The sequence below is a fragment of the Singulisphaera rosea genome, from assembly GCF_054877945.1.
The window spans coordinates 29564-47747 of sequence record NZ_JBTYIP020000023.1 but is presented as its reverse complement, the minus strand read 5'-3'; the positions used below and the strand labels follow the sequence as shown (position 1 = coordinate 47747).

Genomic DNA, 18184 nt, shown 5'->3' with positions numbered 1-18184 from the left:
AGAGGATTCAAAGGGTGTGATGGCCAACGCTAATTTTACGCGCTTTCAATTTTTACGATCGTTCAACAACAACGACGGAGAAAGTCAAAGGGGTGAAATATGAGTTCGAACGAAGTCGAGAATGCCGCGCGGCGACGGTTCAACCTCGGCGATTGGCTGTTTGTGATGGCGGGAATCGCCCTCACGTTGAGCCTGCTCCGAACCGGCGACTGGTTCGCCCGGTTCCCGGGGCGCATTCGGTACTGGCGGGTCGCCATCCCGAAGTTGCTCGACGTGACGCCGCTCGATCTGACCTGGGGGCAGACGGCGAGGGATGTCCTCGGGCAACTCGCCATGGAATCGCTCGGTCTTCTCGGCTCGACGCTCCTCGGCATGATGCTGATCCAACTCGGGATGCGGCTACGACAACCTCGACCCGCGTACTCGACCTTGCTTCGGCAGCCCGGGTTCGTGGTTTGCACGAGCATGGTCGTCGGGGTGTTCCTTCTCATCGACTTCATTTGGATCGCAAGGGTGGATGTCCCCAAGTGGGTCATCCCGACCTGCGCCCTGCTCCTGCTCTGGCCGACGACCGGCCTCCCTCCCTGGCGACCGGAAGCCAGTGGGATCGACCGCCTCGGTCGGGTCGTGGGATGCGGATGGGTCCTCTTCGCGGCGATCCTGTATGGGGGACTGTCGCTTTGATGATTCGTGCAAGGCGAGGACTTAGGAGCAACGCGAATCAGCTCCAAAATTTGTCAACTTATTTGAAACCTCATCTGTGAGATCAACGACGTTCCGGGAAGGCCGGGAGGGTTTGTCCGGGTGAGCGAGACAGAAACCCGTTTGGCTCATGTGGCGAGATCGGTGCTTCGGCAATCCCGTGGGGTGGGCACTGCCCACCAGTCTTTCCCGGTGATAACTGAGGGCAGAAAAGCCGTCGACACGCGATCCGCCCACGTTGTTCGAAGGTGGGGGTGGCTAAACCGAGCCTCCCGGAATGCCGGTGGGCAGTGCCCCCCTACAACGGATGCCAGCACCGATTCCGATTTATGTCCATATGCCGATCCGATTCTTTGAGAAAGAAAGGGTTTCGGGCCCGACGTCGGCCATCCCATTCGTCGTCAGGTCAAGGGGCCTGGCCGACCATGAGGTAGCCGCCGCCTCGCCAGATGGTTTCGTAGTGGCTGTTTTTCAGGTTTCGTTGGCCGATGGCGGCGATGTCGATGTCGCGATGGCGCTCGACGAGGTCGGTGAAGTCGTCGCCGAGGTGCATCAGCTTGGAGACGACCCAGCGGTCGAAACCGGGGAGGCCGAGGCGATGGCCGATCATCCGATTGGTCATGTCGGGCATCTCGTCGGAGATCACGATCGTCGAGCCGGGGCGGACGACTCGGACCATCTCCTTGAGGGCTTGTTCGGGGTCGTTGAAGTGGTTGAAGCCGCCGATGCTCAGGACGGCGTCGAACGAGCGGTCCTGGAACGGCAAGGCCTCGGCCTCGCCGAGCACGAGTCGCATGTCGCGGTTCGGATTCCGGCGCCGGCAGGAGGCGAGTTGCGAAGTCGAGACGTCGATGCCGACCACGTCCCAATCCGTCGGGAGCCACCCGAGGTAGACTCCGTCGCCGATGGCGACATCCAGGAGATTCAGGCCGTCGAGTTTGGGCAGGTGGTCGAGGATGATGTTCCTCGACCGACGCTCGCCGCCGTTGCAGACGAAGAAGAACCACTCCCAGAAGCGGAACTTGGGCCAGAGCGCGCTATTGTAGAAGTCGGCGGCGATGCGGTTGTCGGCGGTCGGCTGGTCCTTGACGACCAGGACGCCTTCGCGAATCGGATAGTTCCGGCCGCAACCCGAGCAGACGAGGCCGTCGTGATTGACGGCGACGAGGGTCCCCTCGCAGTCGACGCAGGAGAGCGTGCTCGGGTCCGAGGTCCAGTCGGGCGTTTGCTTCGATTTGGTCAACGCCATGGTTGACGTCCTTTCCGGGGGTCGGGGTCCACGAAACAGTATCCGAGGCGATTCCAGATCGGGAACCGTCGGTGGCCCGGCCAGGCGGCGCGTGCCAAAGCGTCGACGTCCCCTTCGTGATCGAGCACCATCGCGACGAACTCGCGGTCGAGCCCCAGGAGGCGGAGGCCGAACCGGTCCAGCTCGCCGAGGCCGAGGAAGTGGCCCGGGGCGAAGCGGTGGAGGTCGGGGATCTCGTCGGCGACGACGACCGGGGCGTCCTCCCGGGCGACGCGCCTCATCTCCAGGAGGGCCCGGGTCGGGTCGCGGAAGTAGTTGAACCCGCCGACCGAATAGACCGCGTCGAACGTGCCGTCGGGGAACGGGAGCGCCTCGCCTTCCGCCCAGACGAGATGGCCAGCCATCTTCGGGAAGCGATCGCGGCAGGCGGCGAGCCGGCCCCGGGCGATGTCGACGCCGAAGAGCTCCCAACGCTCGGGGAGGAGGGGTAGATTTTCGCCGTCGCCGATGCCGACCTCGAGGACCCGGGCGAACGACCGCGCGGGCAGGTGGCGGAGGACCTGGCGCCTGGCCGGGGCGATCCCGGGCCCCTGGAACCAAAGGAAGAGCTGCTCCCAGGGGCGAAACAACCGCCAGTTCGGGCCGTCGTAGAAGTCGGCCGCGACCCGGTTCATCCCTTCGAGCGGACCAATCGCATCGAGGATCCCGTCCCGCTCCGGATACCGTCGACCGCAGCCCGGGCACTCCTCAAGCCCCTGGAGCCTTCGTCCGCAGTCCAAGCACGACGCCAAGTCAGCGGCACGGAGGGGCTGTACAGGAGCATTATCCACAGATGACGCGGATTCACGCAGATAAAATGCCATTTTTCTTTCCTTTGAATTCATCTGCGTTATCTGCGGATTAATGCTTATAAATTTATCGGTTTCTCAAAACTCGGTGGTCAACGCCTCGGGCCCGGCGCGGTCCATCATCCAGTCGAAGACGCGGTTCGGGAGCCGCAGGAGGAGCCCCATGCCGATCGCCGCGCCGAGGGGGAAGACGTGGTCGCGAGGCCGGCGGACGACGGCGCGGACGATCGACTCGGCGGCCTCGCCCGGCTCGAGCATCTTGACCGGCTTGCGGAACGGGGTGTCCTGGGTGATGGCCGTACGGACGAAGCCGGGGTAGACGGTCGTGATCGTGACCCCTCGACGCTTGAGGGAGGGTCGCAGACCTTCGAGGTACGTCGTCAGGGCGGCCTTCGACGCCGAGTAGCCCGGCATCCACGGCAGGCCGCGGAATCCGGCCACGCTCGAGATCCCGACGAGGTGACCCGAGCCTCGCGCGAACATCCCCGGCAGGACCGCCTCGATCGTCCGGGCCACGCCGAGGACGTTGATCTCAAGCATCCGGCGGAACCCCTCGAGGTCGAGGTCCAGGGCGCTCGACAATCCCCCCACCCCCGCGCAGGCGACGACGACCTCGACCGGGCCAACTTCGGCCTCCAGGGCTGAGACCGCATCCCGCAAGGCTTCGCCGTCACGGACGTCGGCCGGCTTCGAGGAGACCAGGACACCGGTCGACCGGAGACGCTCCGCGACTTCGTCGAGGGGGCCGGCGTCGCGGTCGATCAAACTCAGGCGATACCCGCGGGCGCCCAGCGCCAACGCGGTCGCCCGGCCGATCCCGTTCGCCGCGCCGGTCAACAGGACCACGGGCCCCCGCCCCTCATTCCCACCTTGCATCGGCCTCTGCTTTCTTCAATCGGCCCCGGATTGATTCATGGGGCTACGAGGTCATCCGGCTCATTCGCCCTTACGGACAACGGCCTCGGATCAACGGGCGTTTTCGAGCGCAGGGCTCGATGGGGTATTCACGAACTCGCAGAGGAGCCGGAGGAATTCCTCGGGGTTCTCTTCGGGCGCCCGGTGCTTCGCGCCCGGGACGATGGAACTGCGGCAGTTCGGGAGGTTCTCGACGAGATACGAGGCCGTCGCGAGGAAGGGGGAGAACTCGCCGTAGAGCGCGAGCGTCGGGATCGACAAGCCGTGGATCAGCTCCGAGGTCAGCCCGGCCTCGACCTTGGAATCGTCGCCGCACGTCGTCTTGCCGAGTCGCAGCAAGCGGTTGAGCGCGGGGAGGCCGACCTCGCGACGGAACTGGAGGAGCCGCTCGCCGTCGAGGTGGAGGACCTGGTCGAAGAACTTGCCGAGGTCGTACCAGTGCTCGTCGGAAAGGGTCACGCCCGCCCGGTTGGCCTCCTCGCGGAAGTTCTGCCAGTGGCCCCAGCGGCTGACGTCCTCGAGGTGCCTCAAGGCCGGGAAATAGGGGTCGGAGAGGACGAGCGACTCGACCCGATTCGGCTCGAGTACCGCCGCGTGGAGGGCGATCACGCCGCCGAAGCTATGGCCGACGACGGTGGCCCGGTCGATCTCGAGGTGGTCCATCAGGGCGAAGAGGTCTGCCGCGTGGTCGGAGGAGGTATAGCCGGTGGGGGGAGCCTCGCTGTAACCGTGCCCCCGGAGGTCATACGCCGTGACCCGGTGCGACTCGCTCAAGGCCTGGATCGCCCGACAGAGGAACCAGATGGAGAGGTCGCCGGTCACGCCGTGGATCAGGACCACGTCCGGGCCCGTGCCCGCCTGCTGGTAGTGGAAGGTCAGGCCGTTGGCGGTCGTCATCGGCATGGGCGTGTCTCGCAAAGAGGCCGCGGTCGAAGTCGACAGAAGCTTTGAGGATATTATGCCTTGTTCCGGGCGATGTGCTGGACGAGGAAGTCGGCGAGCTCGCCGATGCAGAGATCCCGGTTCTCGCGACGGCCGAGCTCAGCCATCAACTCGCCGAACGGGAGGTCCTTGCCATAGCGGGCCTGGAGCGTCTCGCCCAGGACGACGGCGTCGATCGACGCCAGGCCCAGGTCCGCGAAGAAGTAGGTGTCGGGGCCGATCTCGCCCGAATACTCGCGGCCATGGAAGTTGGAGAGAAGGTCCCGCAGCTCGGCGAGGACCTGGTCGCGCATCTCGTCGTTCATGAATGGATCCTCTCGCGATGGTCCGTGAATCGGCCGGTCGCGGTCGAAGGCCGGTCCGCCTCGATCGCGTTGAGGGCCGTCCAGGCCCAGGCGTAGTCGCCCCTCCGTGCCGAGGTGGCGCGGACGTCTCGGGCGCCACCCACAGATTTCGAGGTCAGCCGGACAACGAGCTCCCCCGATTCGGGATCCGCCCCAATCACTTCGACATCCTCCGGCGCGGCCTCGGCCATGCCAACCGCTACGATCACCGCCCGCTTCGCGGACACGAAACGGGCCGACCACTCTTCGCGGTCGACGAGATCGTCCCCCATCGACTCGAGGAGAGCATCCTCGCCCGGCCGCAGCTCCAGGATCTCGGGCCCCGAGGACAACCCGGCGTCGGCGATCGACTCCACGGCAATCCCCACCCGGTCGTCCGGGTCTTCGACGGCGATCGCAACGGCAACCCCCTCGGCGAAGGCGAAGGCGACATCCGGCAAGTCGTCCCGTTGCGGCTCGAAGAGCGAACGGACCCGGAACCGGCCGGTCGGCTCGGGGACGAGCACCAGGTCGGCGGGATAGACGTGCGAGACGCCCCGCTCGGCCCAGATCCGTCGGACCGCTTCCTTGGCCGCGATCCTCCCCCAGAGCTCGAGAGTGAAACGCGCATCCGAATGCTGCCGGGCGCGGAGAGCCTGCCGCTCTTGCGTCTCGAGCTGCACCCACTCCAGGACATCGCGCCAGACGGGCTTGGCCATGTCGGAGGGGGGCTGGAGCCAGACGGCCTGGAGCGAGCCTCCGAACATCGAGGAACCGGGCAGGAAGAGGGGCTCGCCCAGGAACTCGCGGTCCGGCTGACGGAAGTGGTCGCGGTATCGGCTCGGCCAGTAGAAACGCCAGTCTTCCCAATCGGTGAACCGGGCCCAGACACGGCCGTCAGGTCCGACGAGGTCGGAATCGACGCGGATCCGATGCCGAGAGATCTCCTTGACGTCGATCCGGCATTCGACGAGCTCGCCCTCGTCGGGGTCGTCGCCGAAGAGCGCCAGCTCGGCGACCCGGAGCGGGAACATCAGGTCTCCTTCGCCGCCGGGGATCTTGTCGAGCCCCCAGCATCCGAGGAGTTGCGTGAAGGCGTCGAGGACGATCGGGTCGGTGTGGAGGGCGAGCGGCTCCGAGGGGCGGAGCAAACCCCGCCTGGGGAGGACTTTCAAGGTCCCTTCGATGCCCGAAGGGGACGACTCGCCAACTCGAACGATCGCCTGGAGCGCCGGGCCGTGGAAGAGCCATTGATCGTCGTACAGCTCGTTCGCCGTGAACCGGCACGGACCGGGATCGGCGAGCGTGAACGGCTGCGCAGGCGGAGCCGGAGGTCGGGCGTCCGCGAAGACGATCGTCCCCTCGACGACAGGGCCGTCGCCCCCGAGCCGACTCGTCGCGTAGGGGCTCCGGTTGTAGATCTGGACCCGGACCTCGTCCGGGCGCTCGGGATCGCACTCCGACCGGAACTCGAGGGGGACCGGCTCCTCTTCGTACCGAATCCAGCGATGGGCCTGGAGATCCCGGAACGCGACCACCACCCGGCCGGGGACCAGCGGGGCCGCCGCCTGGGCCAGCATCTCGGCCATGACCGTGAACGGGAGGACGGGGAGGCCCTTCCGCTCGGGATCGAGCGCCGAGACCCGACGTCCCCCAAGCGTGTGGTTCTCTCCCACAGGATCGCCGTCGACCTCGAGGTTCCGCCGAGCGACCAGCGAGCGTCCCGGATCGAGTGACTGAATCTCACCGATCCAGGGGCCCACCGTCACCGACGGCGGAGGATCTTCGGTCGACGCGTGCGGCCCGAACATCGACGGGTCGAGTGGTGCCGATAGGCCATGTCGGGCGGCAAACGCCCCCATGACCTGTCGCTGCGTCTCCAGGAACTCGTCCATCATCCGCAAGTGGGCCATCATGGCCTCGGCGCGGAAGGCTGCCGAGGGTGGGGCGGAGGGCTCGGAGGGGATGGGAGCCGCCTGGAGTGGAGCATGTCCGCCGTTCGTCGACGTGCCGTTCCGACCGACTTGGGCCGGGTCGTGCCCTTCGGGGTCATGGGCGTGACCGTTGCGGCCGGGCTCAACGTGGACGGCAGAGTAATCATCGGAGGCGAGGGTCGTCGGCCGTCGGTCCAGGGTTGGCTGAGAGCGGTTGCGGAGCGTCTCGACGAGCTCGGCCGAGAGCCTCATCTCGGGGAAGCCGACCGCGAGCGCCGGACCTTTCGACCTGGCTGGAAGGTCTTGCGAAAAGTCGATTCGCGTCGGGCTCCGCCTTCGGTAGAGGTGGCCGGGATGGAAGTCGACACCCTGGGCGAAAAGGGACGCCACCAGGTGGTTCAACTGGGTCAGGCCCGACCGCCTCGGGAGGTTCGCCGCGACGGCGAAGTGGGGGCGACCTCGCAACGTGTCCTCGACGAAGCCCGTCAGGTTACCGCGCGCCCCGACCTCGACGAAGATCCGGACACCGTCCCGGTGCATCGCCTCGACGGTCGACCGAAACTCCACGGCCATCGCCCACTGGTTGACCGCGACCTGCTTGATGAGCTCGGGGTCGCTTTCCATCCGGCCGGCCGTCGCACACGAATAAACCGGGACACGGGGCGTCCGGAGCGTAAGCGTATCGTAGAACGAGCGGATGGGCCCGAGAGCCCCTGCGAAACCCGACGTATGGTACGCCCGCGAGAACGGCAGCCTTTCGCACATCACCCCCTGCCCTCGCAAGGTGGCGGCGACGGCGTCGACCTCGGCGGGGCGACCGGCCAGGACGACCTGGTGCGGGCAGTTGTCCATGGCGACGGCCAACTCGGCGCCAAGGGAGCCGAAGACCGACTCGACCTTCTCACGTCCGGCGGCCACGGCGAGCAAGCTGGCGTCGGGGACGATCCCCGAACGATCGAGGCTCTCGATCAACAGGCCGAGCTCGCCGAGCCTGGCTTCGAGAATAGAGTCGACCGAGATCGCACCCGCCGACGCCAAGGCGAGGAACTCGCCGCTGCTATGGCCCACGACGGCGTCGGGGCGAAGTCCGAGCCCTCGGAGCAACTGGTGCAGGGCCCACTGCGAGGAGAGGACGACGTTGACGGCCGTCCCGACCTCCCAAAGCTCCGCGTCGCCGGGGTCCTGGGGTCCGAAGAGGACGTCGCTCGGGAGCCGGTCCTTACCCTGTTCGAGTGCGATCCGATCGGCCGTGTCGAAGAGCGTGCGGACCTCGGGGAAGTGCGGGCAAAGGTCGGCAAGCATCCGAGGATACTGGGACCCTTCGCCGGGGAATAGGAACGCGAGGGAGCCCGTCCGCGCCAGGGGCTCTTCCCAGAAATAGGCCCCTCGGGCGTCTCGGACCGATCGGCAGGAGGGATCTTCAAGGCGCTTGACCAGGTGGCGGAGCTTGTCGCGCAGCTCGAGCGGCGAGGCGGCCACGATCCCGACGCGGATCGGGCCGGGGTGCGGGTCTGTGTTGATCGTGTAGGCCAGGTCCTTGAGATCGACCTGGAGGTTCGGCTCGTGGTCGAGCCAGTCGAGCAACGCCCGGCTGAGGTCGAGCCAGCGCGTGCGGTCCGAGGCCGAGAGCAAGATGGCCTCGGTCTCCCAGCGGGGCTGGTGCGCGGGATTCGGCCCGTCTGCGGAGCGAGAGTGCTCTTCCAGCACGGCGTGGGCGCTGATCCCGGCGAAGCCGAATGCGTTGACGCCGGCCCGCCTCGGGGGTGTCCCGTCGGCTCGGATCCAGGGGCGAGGCGCCGAGTTCAGGGCGAAAGGACTGTCCGGGCCGGTCAGGAGCGGATTCGGGGCGTCGACGGGGCTCGACGGCGGGATCACCCGGTTCTGGAGGCTGAGGGCGGCCTTGATCAGGCCCGCCATGCCCGCGGCAGGCATCGCGTGTCCGATCTGGGCAGACACGGCCCCCAGGCTGCGCCGGCCCCAACGTGTCGGGGGGAACACCGCACGAAGGGCCTTGAGCTCGGCGCGGTCGGAGGCGGGGACGCCGAGACCGTGCCCTTCGACGAACCCGACGGTCGCGGGATCGATATCCGCTCGACGATAGGCCCTTCGGATCGCTCGAGCATGTCCTCGGGCGCTCGGGGACGAGAGGGCCGGCCCCTTGCCGTCGCTGGCCAGCCCCACCCCTTTGAGGACCGCATAGATCCGGTCGTCGTCCGCCTCGGCGTCAGCCAGCCGCTTGAGGACGAGGACGCCGACCCCTTCGCCCGGGACGGTCCCGTCGGCCTCGCCCGAGAACGGCCGCGCCCACCCTGTTTTCGAGAGGGCTCCGAGCTGGGAGAAGACCATCGGGAAGTCGACGTCGCACGAGAGGTAGACGCCGCCGACGAGGGCCAGGTCGGCCCGACGTCCGACGAGCGCCCGGGCCCCGAGGTCGAGCGCGACGAGCGACGAGGCGCTGGCGGCGTCGACGACGTAGCTCGCCCCCGAAATGTCGAGCTGGTTCGCGACCCGGCCCGCCGTCGCGTTGGTGACCTGGCCCGGGATCGTCGAGGGGTTGAAAGGGGGGAGCCCGGCTTTCAGGTCGGCCCGCACGGCCTCGAAATCCGCATCGGACCAATCGGGGTGGAGCGTCCGAAGGATCGCCAACGTCTGGGCGAGAATCCGCCCGTGCTGGAGTCGTGCCAGGTTCCCCCGGTTGAAGTAGTTGCCCCGGCCGATGACGACCTCGACGCGGCGGCCGTCCGGAACCCCTTGGGCGAGCCCGGCGTCGGCGAGGGCAGCCCTGGCGGCGTCGAGGACCAGGAACTGCTCGGGCTCACCCCCCGCGACGGTGAGAGGCATGATCCCGTGCAGCGCGGGGTCGAACTCGATCGGGTCGTCGAGATATCCCCCGCGTTGGGTCGCGACGCGGTCACTCGCGGTCGAGGACGGGTCGACGAAGACCGTCGGATCCCAGCGCCCGGGGGGGACGTCGCCCGTGCAGTCGCGGCCGGAGAGGATGTTCTCCCAGTAGGCCGAGGCGTCCCCGGCCCCGGGGAACCGGCAGGCCAGTCCCACGATCGCAATGTCGAGCGCTCGTCCGGTCTTCTTCATCGCGATACCTTCCAACGCACCCGAGGGGCGAGGGACCTCGAGGGCAGCGATCCGGCGTCGTGCGGCCCTCCGGACTCCCGTCCCGAAGGGCCCGCTCCGCGATTACGACGTCGGCTGGAGGACGAGGGCGTCCTGGGGCTCGGCCACCTCGACCGCCGTCAGGTTGCCGAGGGCGCCGGCGAGGATGACCTCCACTTCACCTTTTCGGCCGTGGATGAGCTCCTCGGCCAGTCGCCGGGATCCGTCTTCGGGGGCGATCATGGTCATACCCTGGCGACCGAGGTGACCCTCAAGGTCGGAGACCATCCCGACGCCCGACCACGGGCCCCAGATGATCGAGACCACCCGGGCCTCCCAACGTCGGTCGAGCCAGATCGCCAGCTTGTTGAGCGCCTCGTTGGCCGCCGCGTAGTCGGCCTGTCCGCGATTCCCGAACCGGCCGGCGACCGACGAGAAGAAGGCCGCAAACTTCAGGGGATCGCGATCGAGCAGCCCGGCGAGGTTCAAGGCCCCTTCGAGCTTCGTCCCCAGGACGCGGTCGAACGACTCCGGGGTCTTGTCGCGGAGGAGCTTGTCCTGGATGACCCCCGCGCCGTGGATCAGGCCCGCAAAGGGACCGAAACGTCGACGCCAGCCGTCGAGGATGGAGCCCAGGGCGTCGCGATCCCGGACGTCCGCCCGGGCGTAGTGGACCTCGGCCCCCGCCGCTCGGAGTGCTCGGAGGTTATCCCGGATCTCCCGCTCTCGGCGGAGTCCCTGATAGGCCCGCTCGAGGTCGGCGGGGCCGATCGGACGGCCCCCCCGTGAGAGCACACGATGCAGGGCCCCCTTGAGCTCAGCCGGGTCGACGATCCCGGTGGTCGCCGGATCCTCACCCTCGGCCGGTAACGGCGACGACCCGACGAGGAGCAAGGTCGGCCGCCAACGTCTGGCCAGGTCGAGCGAGACGGACGACGTGATCCCCCTGGCCCCCCCGGTGACGACGACCGGCGCCCCCTGGGCGAGTTGGAACCCGCTCCCCGCCTGCCCCGAGACTTCGGACTCCGTCACCCGGAGCACGATTCGACGCCGGTCGAGGTAGCCGACCTCGGAGTGCGGGTCGTCGGACTCGATCTCGCGGACGAGGTTGGCCGCGAGGAAGGTCGGCTCCAGGGTCGGATCGAGGTCGACGACCCGCACTCGGACCGCCTTCGGCCACTCGCGGGCGAGCGTCTTGATCAGGCCCGCGACGCCGCCTTGCCCCGGGAAGAACTCTCCCGGGGAGGGTTCGACGCTCGCGAACCCTCCTCCCATGGCAGTCCCCGCGATCAGACAAGCGCCCCCCTGCCTCGCCGCCTTGGCCAGATCGCCGGCGCCTGCCTTCGCGAGCAGGAAGAGCCCGCGGACCTCCGGCCCGAGCCGCCCGGCCCAGGCCGTCGGGTCGAGGTCGACCGTGGAGAACACGCCAAGCGGCAACGCGTGGACGATCCCCGCCAGGCGTCCGCGCGCCTTGGCCCGGTTCAACAGATCCTCCACGGAAGCGGGGGAGGTCAGGTCACACCAATCGCGCTCCGACTCCGAGTCGCGCGGGGTGCGGTCGTGACCGACTCGAACGACGAGGTGCCCTTTCGCCCGGAGGTCGGCAGCGAGCGCCCGCGCCACCCCTCGGCCGTCGTCGGTCAACAGGACGAGGCCGCCCGGCATGAGCCCCGAACCTCGGGCTGGCCTGGGAAGCGGCGCCTCGATGGCCTCGATGACCCGACGCTGGACCCGAGACTCGGCGACAATGGGGTCGCTCCGCTCCGCAACGGGTCGGGGAATCGGCGTGCCGACGGTGTGGCCGTTGCTGACGGTAAGAGGCTCGGTGTTCGGGCCACGAAGGGCGTCCTTCGCCTTGGCAACCCGGTCGACGATCGCCCCGAGGGTCCTGGCCCTGGCGAGCTGGTCCATCAACTCGGCGTTCGCGGCAAAGACCGAGTCGGGGAGGGTGTCGCGGAGGCTCCCGAGGATCTCGACCCGCTTGATCGAGTCGATCCCGAGGTCCGCCTCGAGGTCCAGGTCCAAGCGGAGCATCTCGGCGGGGTAGCCGGTCCGGTCGCGCACGATCGCAAGCAGGCGATCGGCCAAAGTCTCGCGGCTCGGAAATTCGGGGCCATGATTGGCGTGCCCGTTCCTCGAAGCTCCCACCGGCTCGGTGTGTCCGTTGGTGGAGGCCGTCGGCGGGGTGGGGTGCGTCAACCTGATCTCGAGCTCATCCGTCCGCTGAGGATTCGGAACGACGAGGCGCGGGGCGAGACGCTCGGGGAGGAGGTCCTGGGCCGAGAATCGTCCGTTCGCGAGATGCTGAGCCGGGGGCGAAGGCTTATGTTGCGGGGGGGCTTGTCCCGAGAGGAAGCCCAGCATCGTCTCGCGCTGGACGTCCAAGAAGGTCTGCATGGTTTTCTGGAACGCCTCGAACACCCGGGCGACCTCGGGTTGCTCGGACGCGGCGGATTCGGGACGCGCCACGGCCGGGATCTCCTCGTGAGTTTTAGACCCGTTCCGCGACGGCGTCGGGGCCTGCCCGTTGCGGTAAGCGGCTGGCGTCGGCGGCGTCGGCCGGCTCTCGACCTTGGGAGGGACAGGGAGCGCCGGGCCTCGTCCGAACTGCGCCGGCTCGGGCCCAACTGAGGGGCGGGACCGGGCGCCGTTGACCATCCAGGTCGAGGGGCTCGGCTTCACCTCGTCCGAATCCGAGCGGAACCGGACGGGGTCGAGCTTCCGACAATCTCGGCCTTCGGTCAGCCTCCCCAACCGGATGGGCACCCCGGCCGCGAACAACCGGCCCAAAGTCAGGAGCAGACCGACGACCCCGTGACGACCGTTCGGGTTGCAAGCCGCGGCGAGGTGAGGCTGACTGCCGAGGATCGAGCCCACCAGGGACGTGAGCGTGTTCCCCGGCCCAACCTCGAGGAAAACCCGGGCCCCATCGGCATGCATCGCCTCGACCATCGCGGCGAACTGGACCGGCCGGGCCAGGTGCTCGCCGACCTGCGATGCGATCGTCGAAGGGTCGCCCGAGTAGGGCGATCCCGTGACGTTCGAATAGACGGGGTATCGCAAAGCCTTCGGCCCGAGCGTCCGGGCGAGCGATTCCAGGGGTGCCTTCGCCGAAGCGACGAGGGGCGAATGGAACGCGCACGAGACCTGGAGCCGCTGTCCTCGAACACCCAGGCGCCTGGCCCGTTCCAGAGCCTCGTCGACACCGGCGACGACTCCGGAGATCACGGTCTGCCTGGGTCCGTTCCAGTTGACGGCGGCAACCCCGTCGATCCCTTCGAGGATCGCCGCGAGCTTGTCCGGCCCCGCGGCGAGCGCGGCCATCGCCCCTGGGGAGCCGCCCGCAGCCTCGTTGAGGAAGCGTCCTCGGGCCTCGGAGAGCTCCGCCAAGGCCTCGCGAGAGAAGGCCCGGGCCGAGTGGAGTGCGACGAGCTCACCGTAGCTGTGTCCCGCAGCCAGGTCCGGGGTCACGCCCAACGATTCGAGCAGGCCGAGGAGTCCGACGCTCGCGGCTCCGAGGGCCGGCTGGGCCACTTCGGGGGCTGCGAGGGCCTTCTCCTGTCTCGAGCGGTCTTCTTCGTTGTAGGCGTGCGGCGGGAAAACGAGACTGCCGACGGGCTTCGCTCCCAGGGACCGGAGGGTCCGGTCGAACGACTCGAATCCTTCGCGGACTTCGGGGAATGCCACGGCCAGTTCGCCGAGCATCTCGGTCCGCTGGGCCCCCTGGCCCGGGAACAGGAAGGCCACCTTCCCCGGGGTTGCCCCTTTCGTGTCCCGAAAGGCAACGCCCGAGGGGTCGTGGAAATCGTCGAGCCCTCGGGAAATCGCGGAGCGGGCCGAGCGGAGCTTGCCTCGTAGGTCTTCCAGCGAGGTCGCGACGATCGCCAGCGACGCCGACGCGGTGCCGACCCTCGAAGCGAGGGTCTCGGCGACGTCGCGGAGGCGAGGCCGAGCCCCGACGTCGGGCGCCTCGGCCAGTCGGTCGAGACTGGCGAGGATCGAGTCCCGACGATCCCGCCAGACGAGGAGCTCGGCGGGCCACTCTCGCGACGGCGACGGGGCCCGGTCCGTCGAGCCTTCGTACGATTCCAGCACGGCATGAAAATTCGTCCCGCCGAACCCGAATGCGCTCACGCCCGCCCGCCTCGGCCCGTGCTCTTCGGCATGAAGCCAGGGACGTGTCTTCGTGTTGACGTGGAAGGGGCTCTCGGAGAGGTTCGCTTTCGGGTTCGGGGTCTGGACCCCGATCGTGGGAGGGAGCACCCGGTGGTAAAGCGCGAGCGAGGCGTTGATCAGCCCCGCCAGACCCGCCGCGCACTTCGTATGGCCGATCAGCGACTTGACCGAGCCGAGGGCGCAGCTCTCGCGGGGGGCACCCGCCTCGGAGAACACCTCGCGGAGCGACTGGACCTCGGCAAGGTCGCCCGCGGCGGTGCCCGTCCCGTGGGCCTCGACGTAACCGACCGAATCGGGGGACACCCCCGACTTCGCGTACGCTCGCCGCAGGGCCCGGATTTGCCCCGCGGGATGGGGCGCCGTCAGGCCTTTGGCACGGCCGTCGCTGCCTGCGCCCAGTCCTTTGATGACGGCATAGATCCGGTCCCCGTCGCGCTCGGCGTCCGCCAGTCGCTTGAGGACGAGGACCGCGACCCCTTCGCTGATGACGATGCCGTCGGCCGAGGCGTCGAACGGCCGGCAGCGTCCCTTGGGCGAGAACGCGTGCGTCTTGCTAAAGGCAAGGTATGTGAACGGATTTTGAACGGTATCCGCGCCCCCGAGCAGGACCATGTCGGCGGCGCCGCTCTCGAGCTCCCGGACGGCCAGCGCGGCCGCCGCGAGGGACGAGCCGCAGGCGGCGTCGACCGTGTAATTGGCCCCGCCGAGGTCGAACCGATTGGCGACCCGGCCGGCCGCCACGTTCAGCAGGATCCCCGGGAACGAATCCTCGGTCCACTCGGGCAACAGCCCCCCGCCCTGCTCGAGGGCCTCGCGCCCCGCGCCCGGGATCACGGTGTCGAGCAGGGGTAAGTACGAACGGAATGCGTAACCCATCGCGAGTTGGGCAGCCCCGCCCCCCGCGCCGAGCACCACCGCGGTCCGCTCCCTCGGGAACGGCCGGTCGCGGTAACCGGCGTCGTCGAGCGCCGCCCGTACCGCTTCAAGAGTCAGGAGATGGAGCGGTTCGATCGACGGCAGGCTCGCGGGGGGCATCCCGTAGCGCAAGGGGTCGAAGGGGATCTCAGGGACGAACCCGCCCCACTTCGACGTGACCTTGTCGGGGGCCTTCGGGTCCTGGTCGTAGTACAACCGCCAGTCGAATCGGTCGGCGGGGACCTCGGTGATCGAGTCGACCCCCCGAAGCGTATTCTCCCAGAAGCTCTGAGCGTCGGCCGCCCCCGGGACGATCGCCGACATCCCCACGATGGCGACGTCCGACGGCTGCGCCTCGGGTTCCTTCGAAGCCGGAGCGGCGACCTCGACCCGACCGAGTGAATCGGTCGACCCGACGCTGATCTGCTCGTGGAGCGCCGCGATCGTCGTCAAGCGATTGCGGAGCGTGGCGGCCTGGCCGAGCATGTACAGGCCCCGCCCGGCCTGTTCGGCCTCGGCCACGGGGACCATGCCTTGGGTGTCGTCGCCCGCGCGTTCGACCCCCTTGGCCGCGATCCTGAGCCGGCCAACGTTGAGTGCCTCGAGGGCGGCCTGGACCTCTTCGGCGGACTTCCCTTCGGCGACCAGTCGCCGACGCTCCTGGTCGAAGGATTCAGTGAACGGCGAAGGGCTCACGCGGACCTCGTGGCCTGGCCCGGTCTCGAGGAGCACCGTCCGCTCGCAACGGAGCGCCTCGGCCTGGAAGCCGGGCACGATCGCCCCCGACTCGACGGCCTCGGCCGTGAACAGGTAGGCGGTGCCGATCAAGGCCCCGACGTTCACCCCTCGCCTGGCCAACGGAGCGGCCAGGACGGCCACCGCCGACGCCGACCGATCGTCGTGGATGCCGCCCGCGAACAGGACGTGGGTCCGGCTCGGCTCCTCCTCACGATCCAGACGTTCCAGGATCGCCTCGACGGCCTGTTCCCAGAGGATCAGGCTCGACCGAGGACCGACGTGGCCGCCGCACTCTCGACCTTCGAGGACGAAGCGCCTCGCGCCTTCGTCCCAGAACCGTCGCAACAGCCCGGGCGAAGGCACATGGAGATAGGTCGAGATCCCCGCATCTTCGAGTTCCTTCGCCTGGTCGGGACGTCCCCCCGCAATCAAGGCGAATGCGGGCCTGACCTGACAAATCGCTTCGACCTGCTCTCTCCGCAACTCGGGCGAGACGAAGCCGAGAAGCCCGACGCCCCAGGGGCGTCCTGCCAACCTCGAGCGAGTCTCCTCCATCAAGGGTCGGACGGCTCCGCCCCGCATCATCGAGAGCGCCAGGAAGGGGAGTGCCCCCCCCTCGGCGACGGCCACCGCAAACGCCGAGGTGTCGCTGACGCGGGTCATCGGCCCCTGGACGATCGGGAAGCGGGTGCCATGAGACTTCGCCAACGTCGAGTCGGGTGCCAGCGGCCGTGCCGCTTTGGCGTCGGCCAAGGCAGCGTCGATCGCCTCATCGACGGCCCTGACGATACCCCCGACCGTCACGAACCGCTTGGCCAGTGTCGCCGCGAACGCCGAATCCTGCCCGGCGGGCCAGGCCTGGCCGTCACCCCAGCCAATCTCCCGATCCAACGTCCGGCCCCAGTCGGCCTCGCCCCGAGGCGAGGCCTCCTTGAGACGAACCAATGTGGGCGACCCCGGTATCGCATAGACCCGGACCGGTGCGCCGGCCTCTCGCCCGACGACGACGGTCTCGCCGCCATCCCAGCGTGAGACGCGCTCCCGAGTCGAGGCCGACAAGGGCGATTCTCGCGCCAGGAGGAGAGCGCCGTCGAGGACCACCCCCGCCGCCCCCGCCGCCACGCACGCGGCCGCCGATCGCAAACCGACCCCGCCTCGAACCAGGACCGGCCTGTCGACCAGGTCGAGAGTGGCCTGGAGCAGGATCAACGACGACTCGTCCCCCCCCTGCCCGCCCGCCTCGTGCCCGGCGACGATCAAGGCGTCGAAACCCGACCGAGCGGCGATAACCGCCTGCTCGCGCCACCGGACCTCGGCGACGGCCAATCGCCCCGTTCCCCGAACGACGGCGACCGCGTCCGACCAGTCGCCCATCCCATGGGGGGCCGCGATCACGACGCCGAGATTCTCGGGTAACGACCGGAGCCACTCATCATCGATCGCTTCGAGGGGGAGCTTCAATCCGAACGAGCGATCCGGGAGGTATCGCGCGACCCGTTGGATTGCCTCCGAGGCCTTCGCGTCGAAACCGTAACCGAGGTCGAGTACCCCAAGCGCCCCCGCTCGGCACCCGGCGACGACCACGCCGGGATCGGTCGAGCCGGTCGGCGAAAGGGCGATGACCCGCGGCAGGAGTGATCCCATGGAGTGATACCGCTCGTGATCAAGGGCAGGACTACCGTAAAGTTTATCCACGTATAGGTCGGTGTCAAAACGAGCGTTTTCGATAACAAATTCCGGACCGCCCGACGACCAATTCGACCTGACACGCAAGACAACTTGTGGCGAACGTAACGATTCGCGGGGACTATGGTTGAATTCGAGACGGTTTGCCTGCGACTCCCCACTTGCGTCGAGTTTCGGCACGGTGAGTCGGTCGGCATGAGCCTTTGGACTCACGTACGGTGAAGTTGGTCATGGCACGCCTTCGATCGGAACAGGTTTGCGCATCGGATCGAGCCGGCTTCCGCGCATTGCGCACGATTCGTCCCGTTTCGCACCAGAGTCGGAGGGATGATGAGGTTTCGCCGGGGCCGGATCGGTTGAGTCGAGGGCCGAAGGGCCCGGAATCGCCCCAATCCATACGTCCGAGAATTCACAATGATTGATTCGTCATGCCGCGGGGCGGGGAGGCCGGAGTTCACGAGAGAGGGCATGAACCCTTGCCGAATCAGGGGCGGAAATGCTATCACCGATTGGACAAAGCGGGGGAACGTACGCACGTGGAGATCCGTCGGCGACGCCAACCCTCGGGCAAGGATGTAGGGGCCCCGTGGCGCTCCGCAGGACGAGCCCAGGGCCTATCCTCCCTTGCCGGATCGCCTGGGAGTT

General features: G+C 68.2%; 8 protein-coding genes. 1 reads left to right on the top strand and 7 read right to left on the bottom strand.

The features are described from left to right. The first annotated feature begins 99 nt into the window (after positions 1 to 99). A complete protein-coding gene (locus tag ACYOEI_RS29360) occupies positions 100 to 684 on the top strand; it encodes a hypothetical protein (protein WP_462853227.1) in 585 nt (194 codons plus the stop codon). A 424-nt stretch (positions 685 to 1108) separates the two neighbouring features. Here ACYOEI_RS29360 and ACYOEI_RS29355 read toward each other — a convergent pair whose 3' ends face one another. The 7 genes from ACYOEI_RS29355 to ACYOEI_RS29325 all read right to left on the bottom strand — a co-directional run bounded on the left by ACYOEI_RS29355 (position 1109) and on the right by ACYOEI_RS29325 (position 17497). Then, on the bottom strand, positions 1109 to 1951 hold the full coding sequence (locus tag ACYOEI_RS29355) for a methyltransferase domain-containing protein (protein ID WP_462853226.1): 843 nt from the start codon (positions 1949 to 1951) through the stop codon (positions 1109 to 1111). Then, positions 1942 to 2730, bottom strand: coding sequence for a class I SAM-dependent methyltransferase (locus ACYOEI_RS29350; RefSeq protein ID WP_462853225.1), 789 nt, complete (start codon positions 2728 to 2730; stop codon positions 1942 to 1944). The genes ACYOEI_RS29355 and ACYOEI_RS29350 overlap by 10 nt, the downstream gene beginning before the upstream one ends. Positions 2731 to 2877: 147 nt before the next feature. Beyond that, the gene (locus tag ACYOEI_RS29345) at positions 2878 to 3645 is read right to left on the bottom strand and encodes an SDR family NAD(P)-dependent oxidoreductase (RefSeq protein ID WP_462853224.1); all 768 of its coding nucleotides are present in this window, start codon (positions 3643 to 3645) and stop codon (positions 2878 to 2880) included. Positions 3646 to 3765: 120 nt separating this feature from the next. Then, positions 3766 to 4617, bottom strand: a complete 852-nt coding sequence (locus tag ACYOEI_RS29340; protein ID WP_462853223.1) for an alpha/beta fold hydrolase — start codon at positions 4615 to 4617, stop codon at positions 3766 to 3768. 53 nt (positions 4618 to 4670) lie between these two features. Then, a complete protein-coding gene (locus tag ACYOEI_RS29335) occupies positions 4671 to 4961 on the bottom strand; it encodes an acyl carrier protein (RefSeq protein WP_462853222.1) in 291 nt (96 codons plus the stop codon). Continuing rightward, a complete protein-coding gene (locus ACYOEI_RS29330) occupies positions 4958 to 10006 on the bottom strand; it encodes a type I polyketide synthase (protein WP_462853221.1) in 5049 nt (1682 codons plus the stop codon). Before ACYOEI_RS29330 ends, ACYOEI_RS29335 begins: the two co-directional genes overlap by 4 nt. Positions 10007 to 10108: 102 nt before the next feature. Further along, positions 10109 to 17497 (bottom strand): SDR family NAD(P)-dependent oxidoreductase, encoded by a 7389-nt coding sequence (locus ACYOEI_RS29325; protein WP_462853220.1) that lies wholly within the window; start codon positions 17495 to 17497, stop codon positions 10109 to 10111. Positions 17498 to 18184 lie beyond the last annotated feature (687 nt).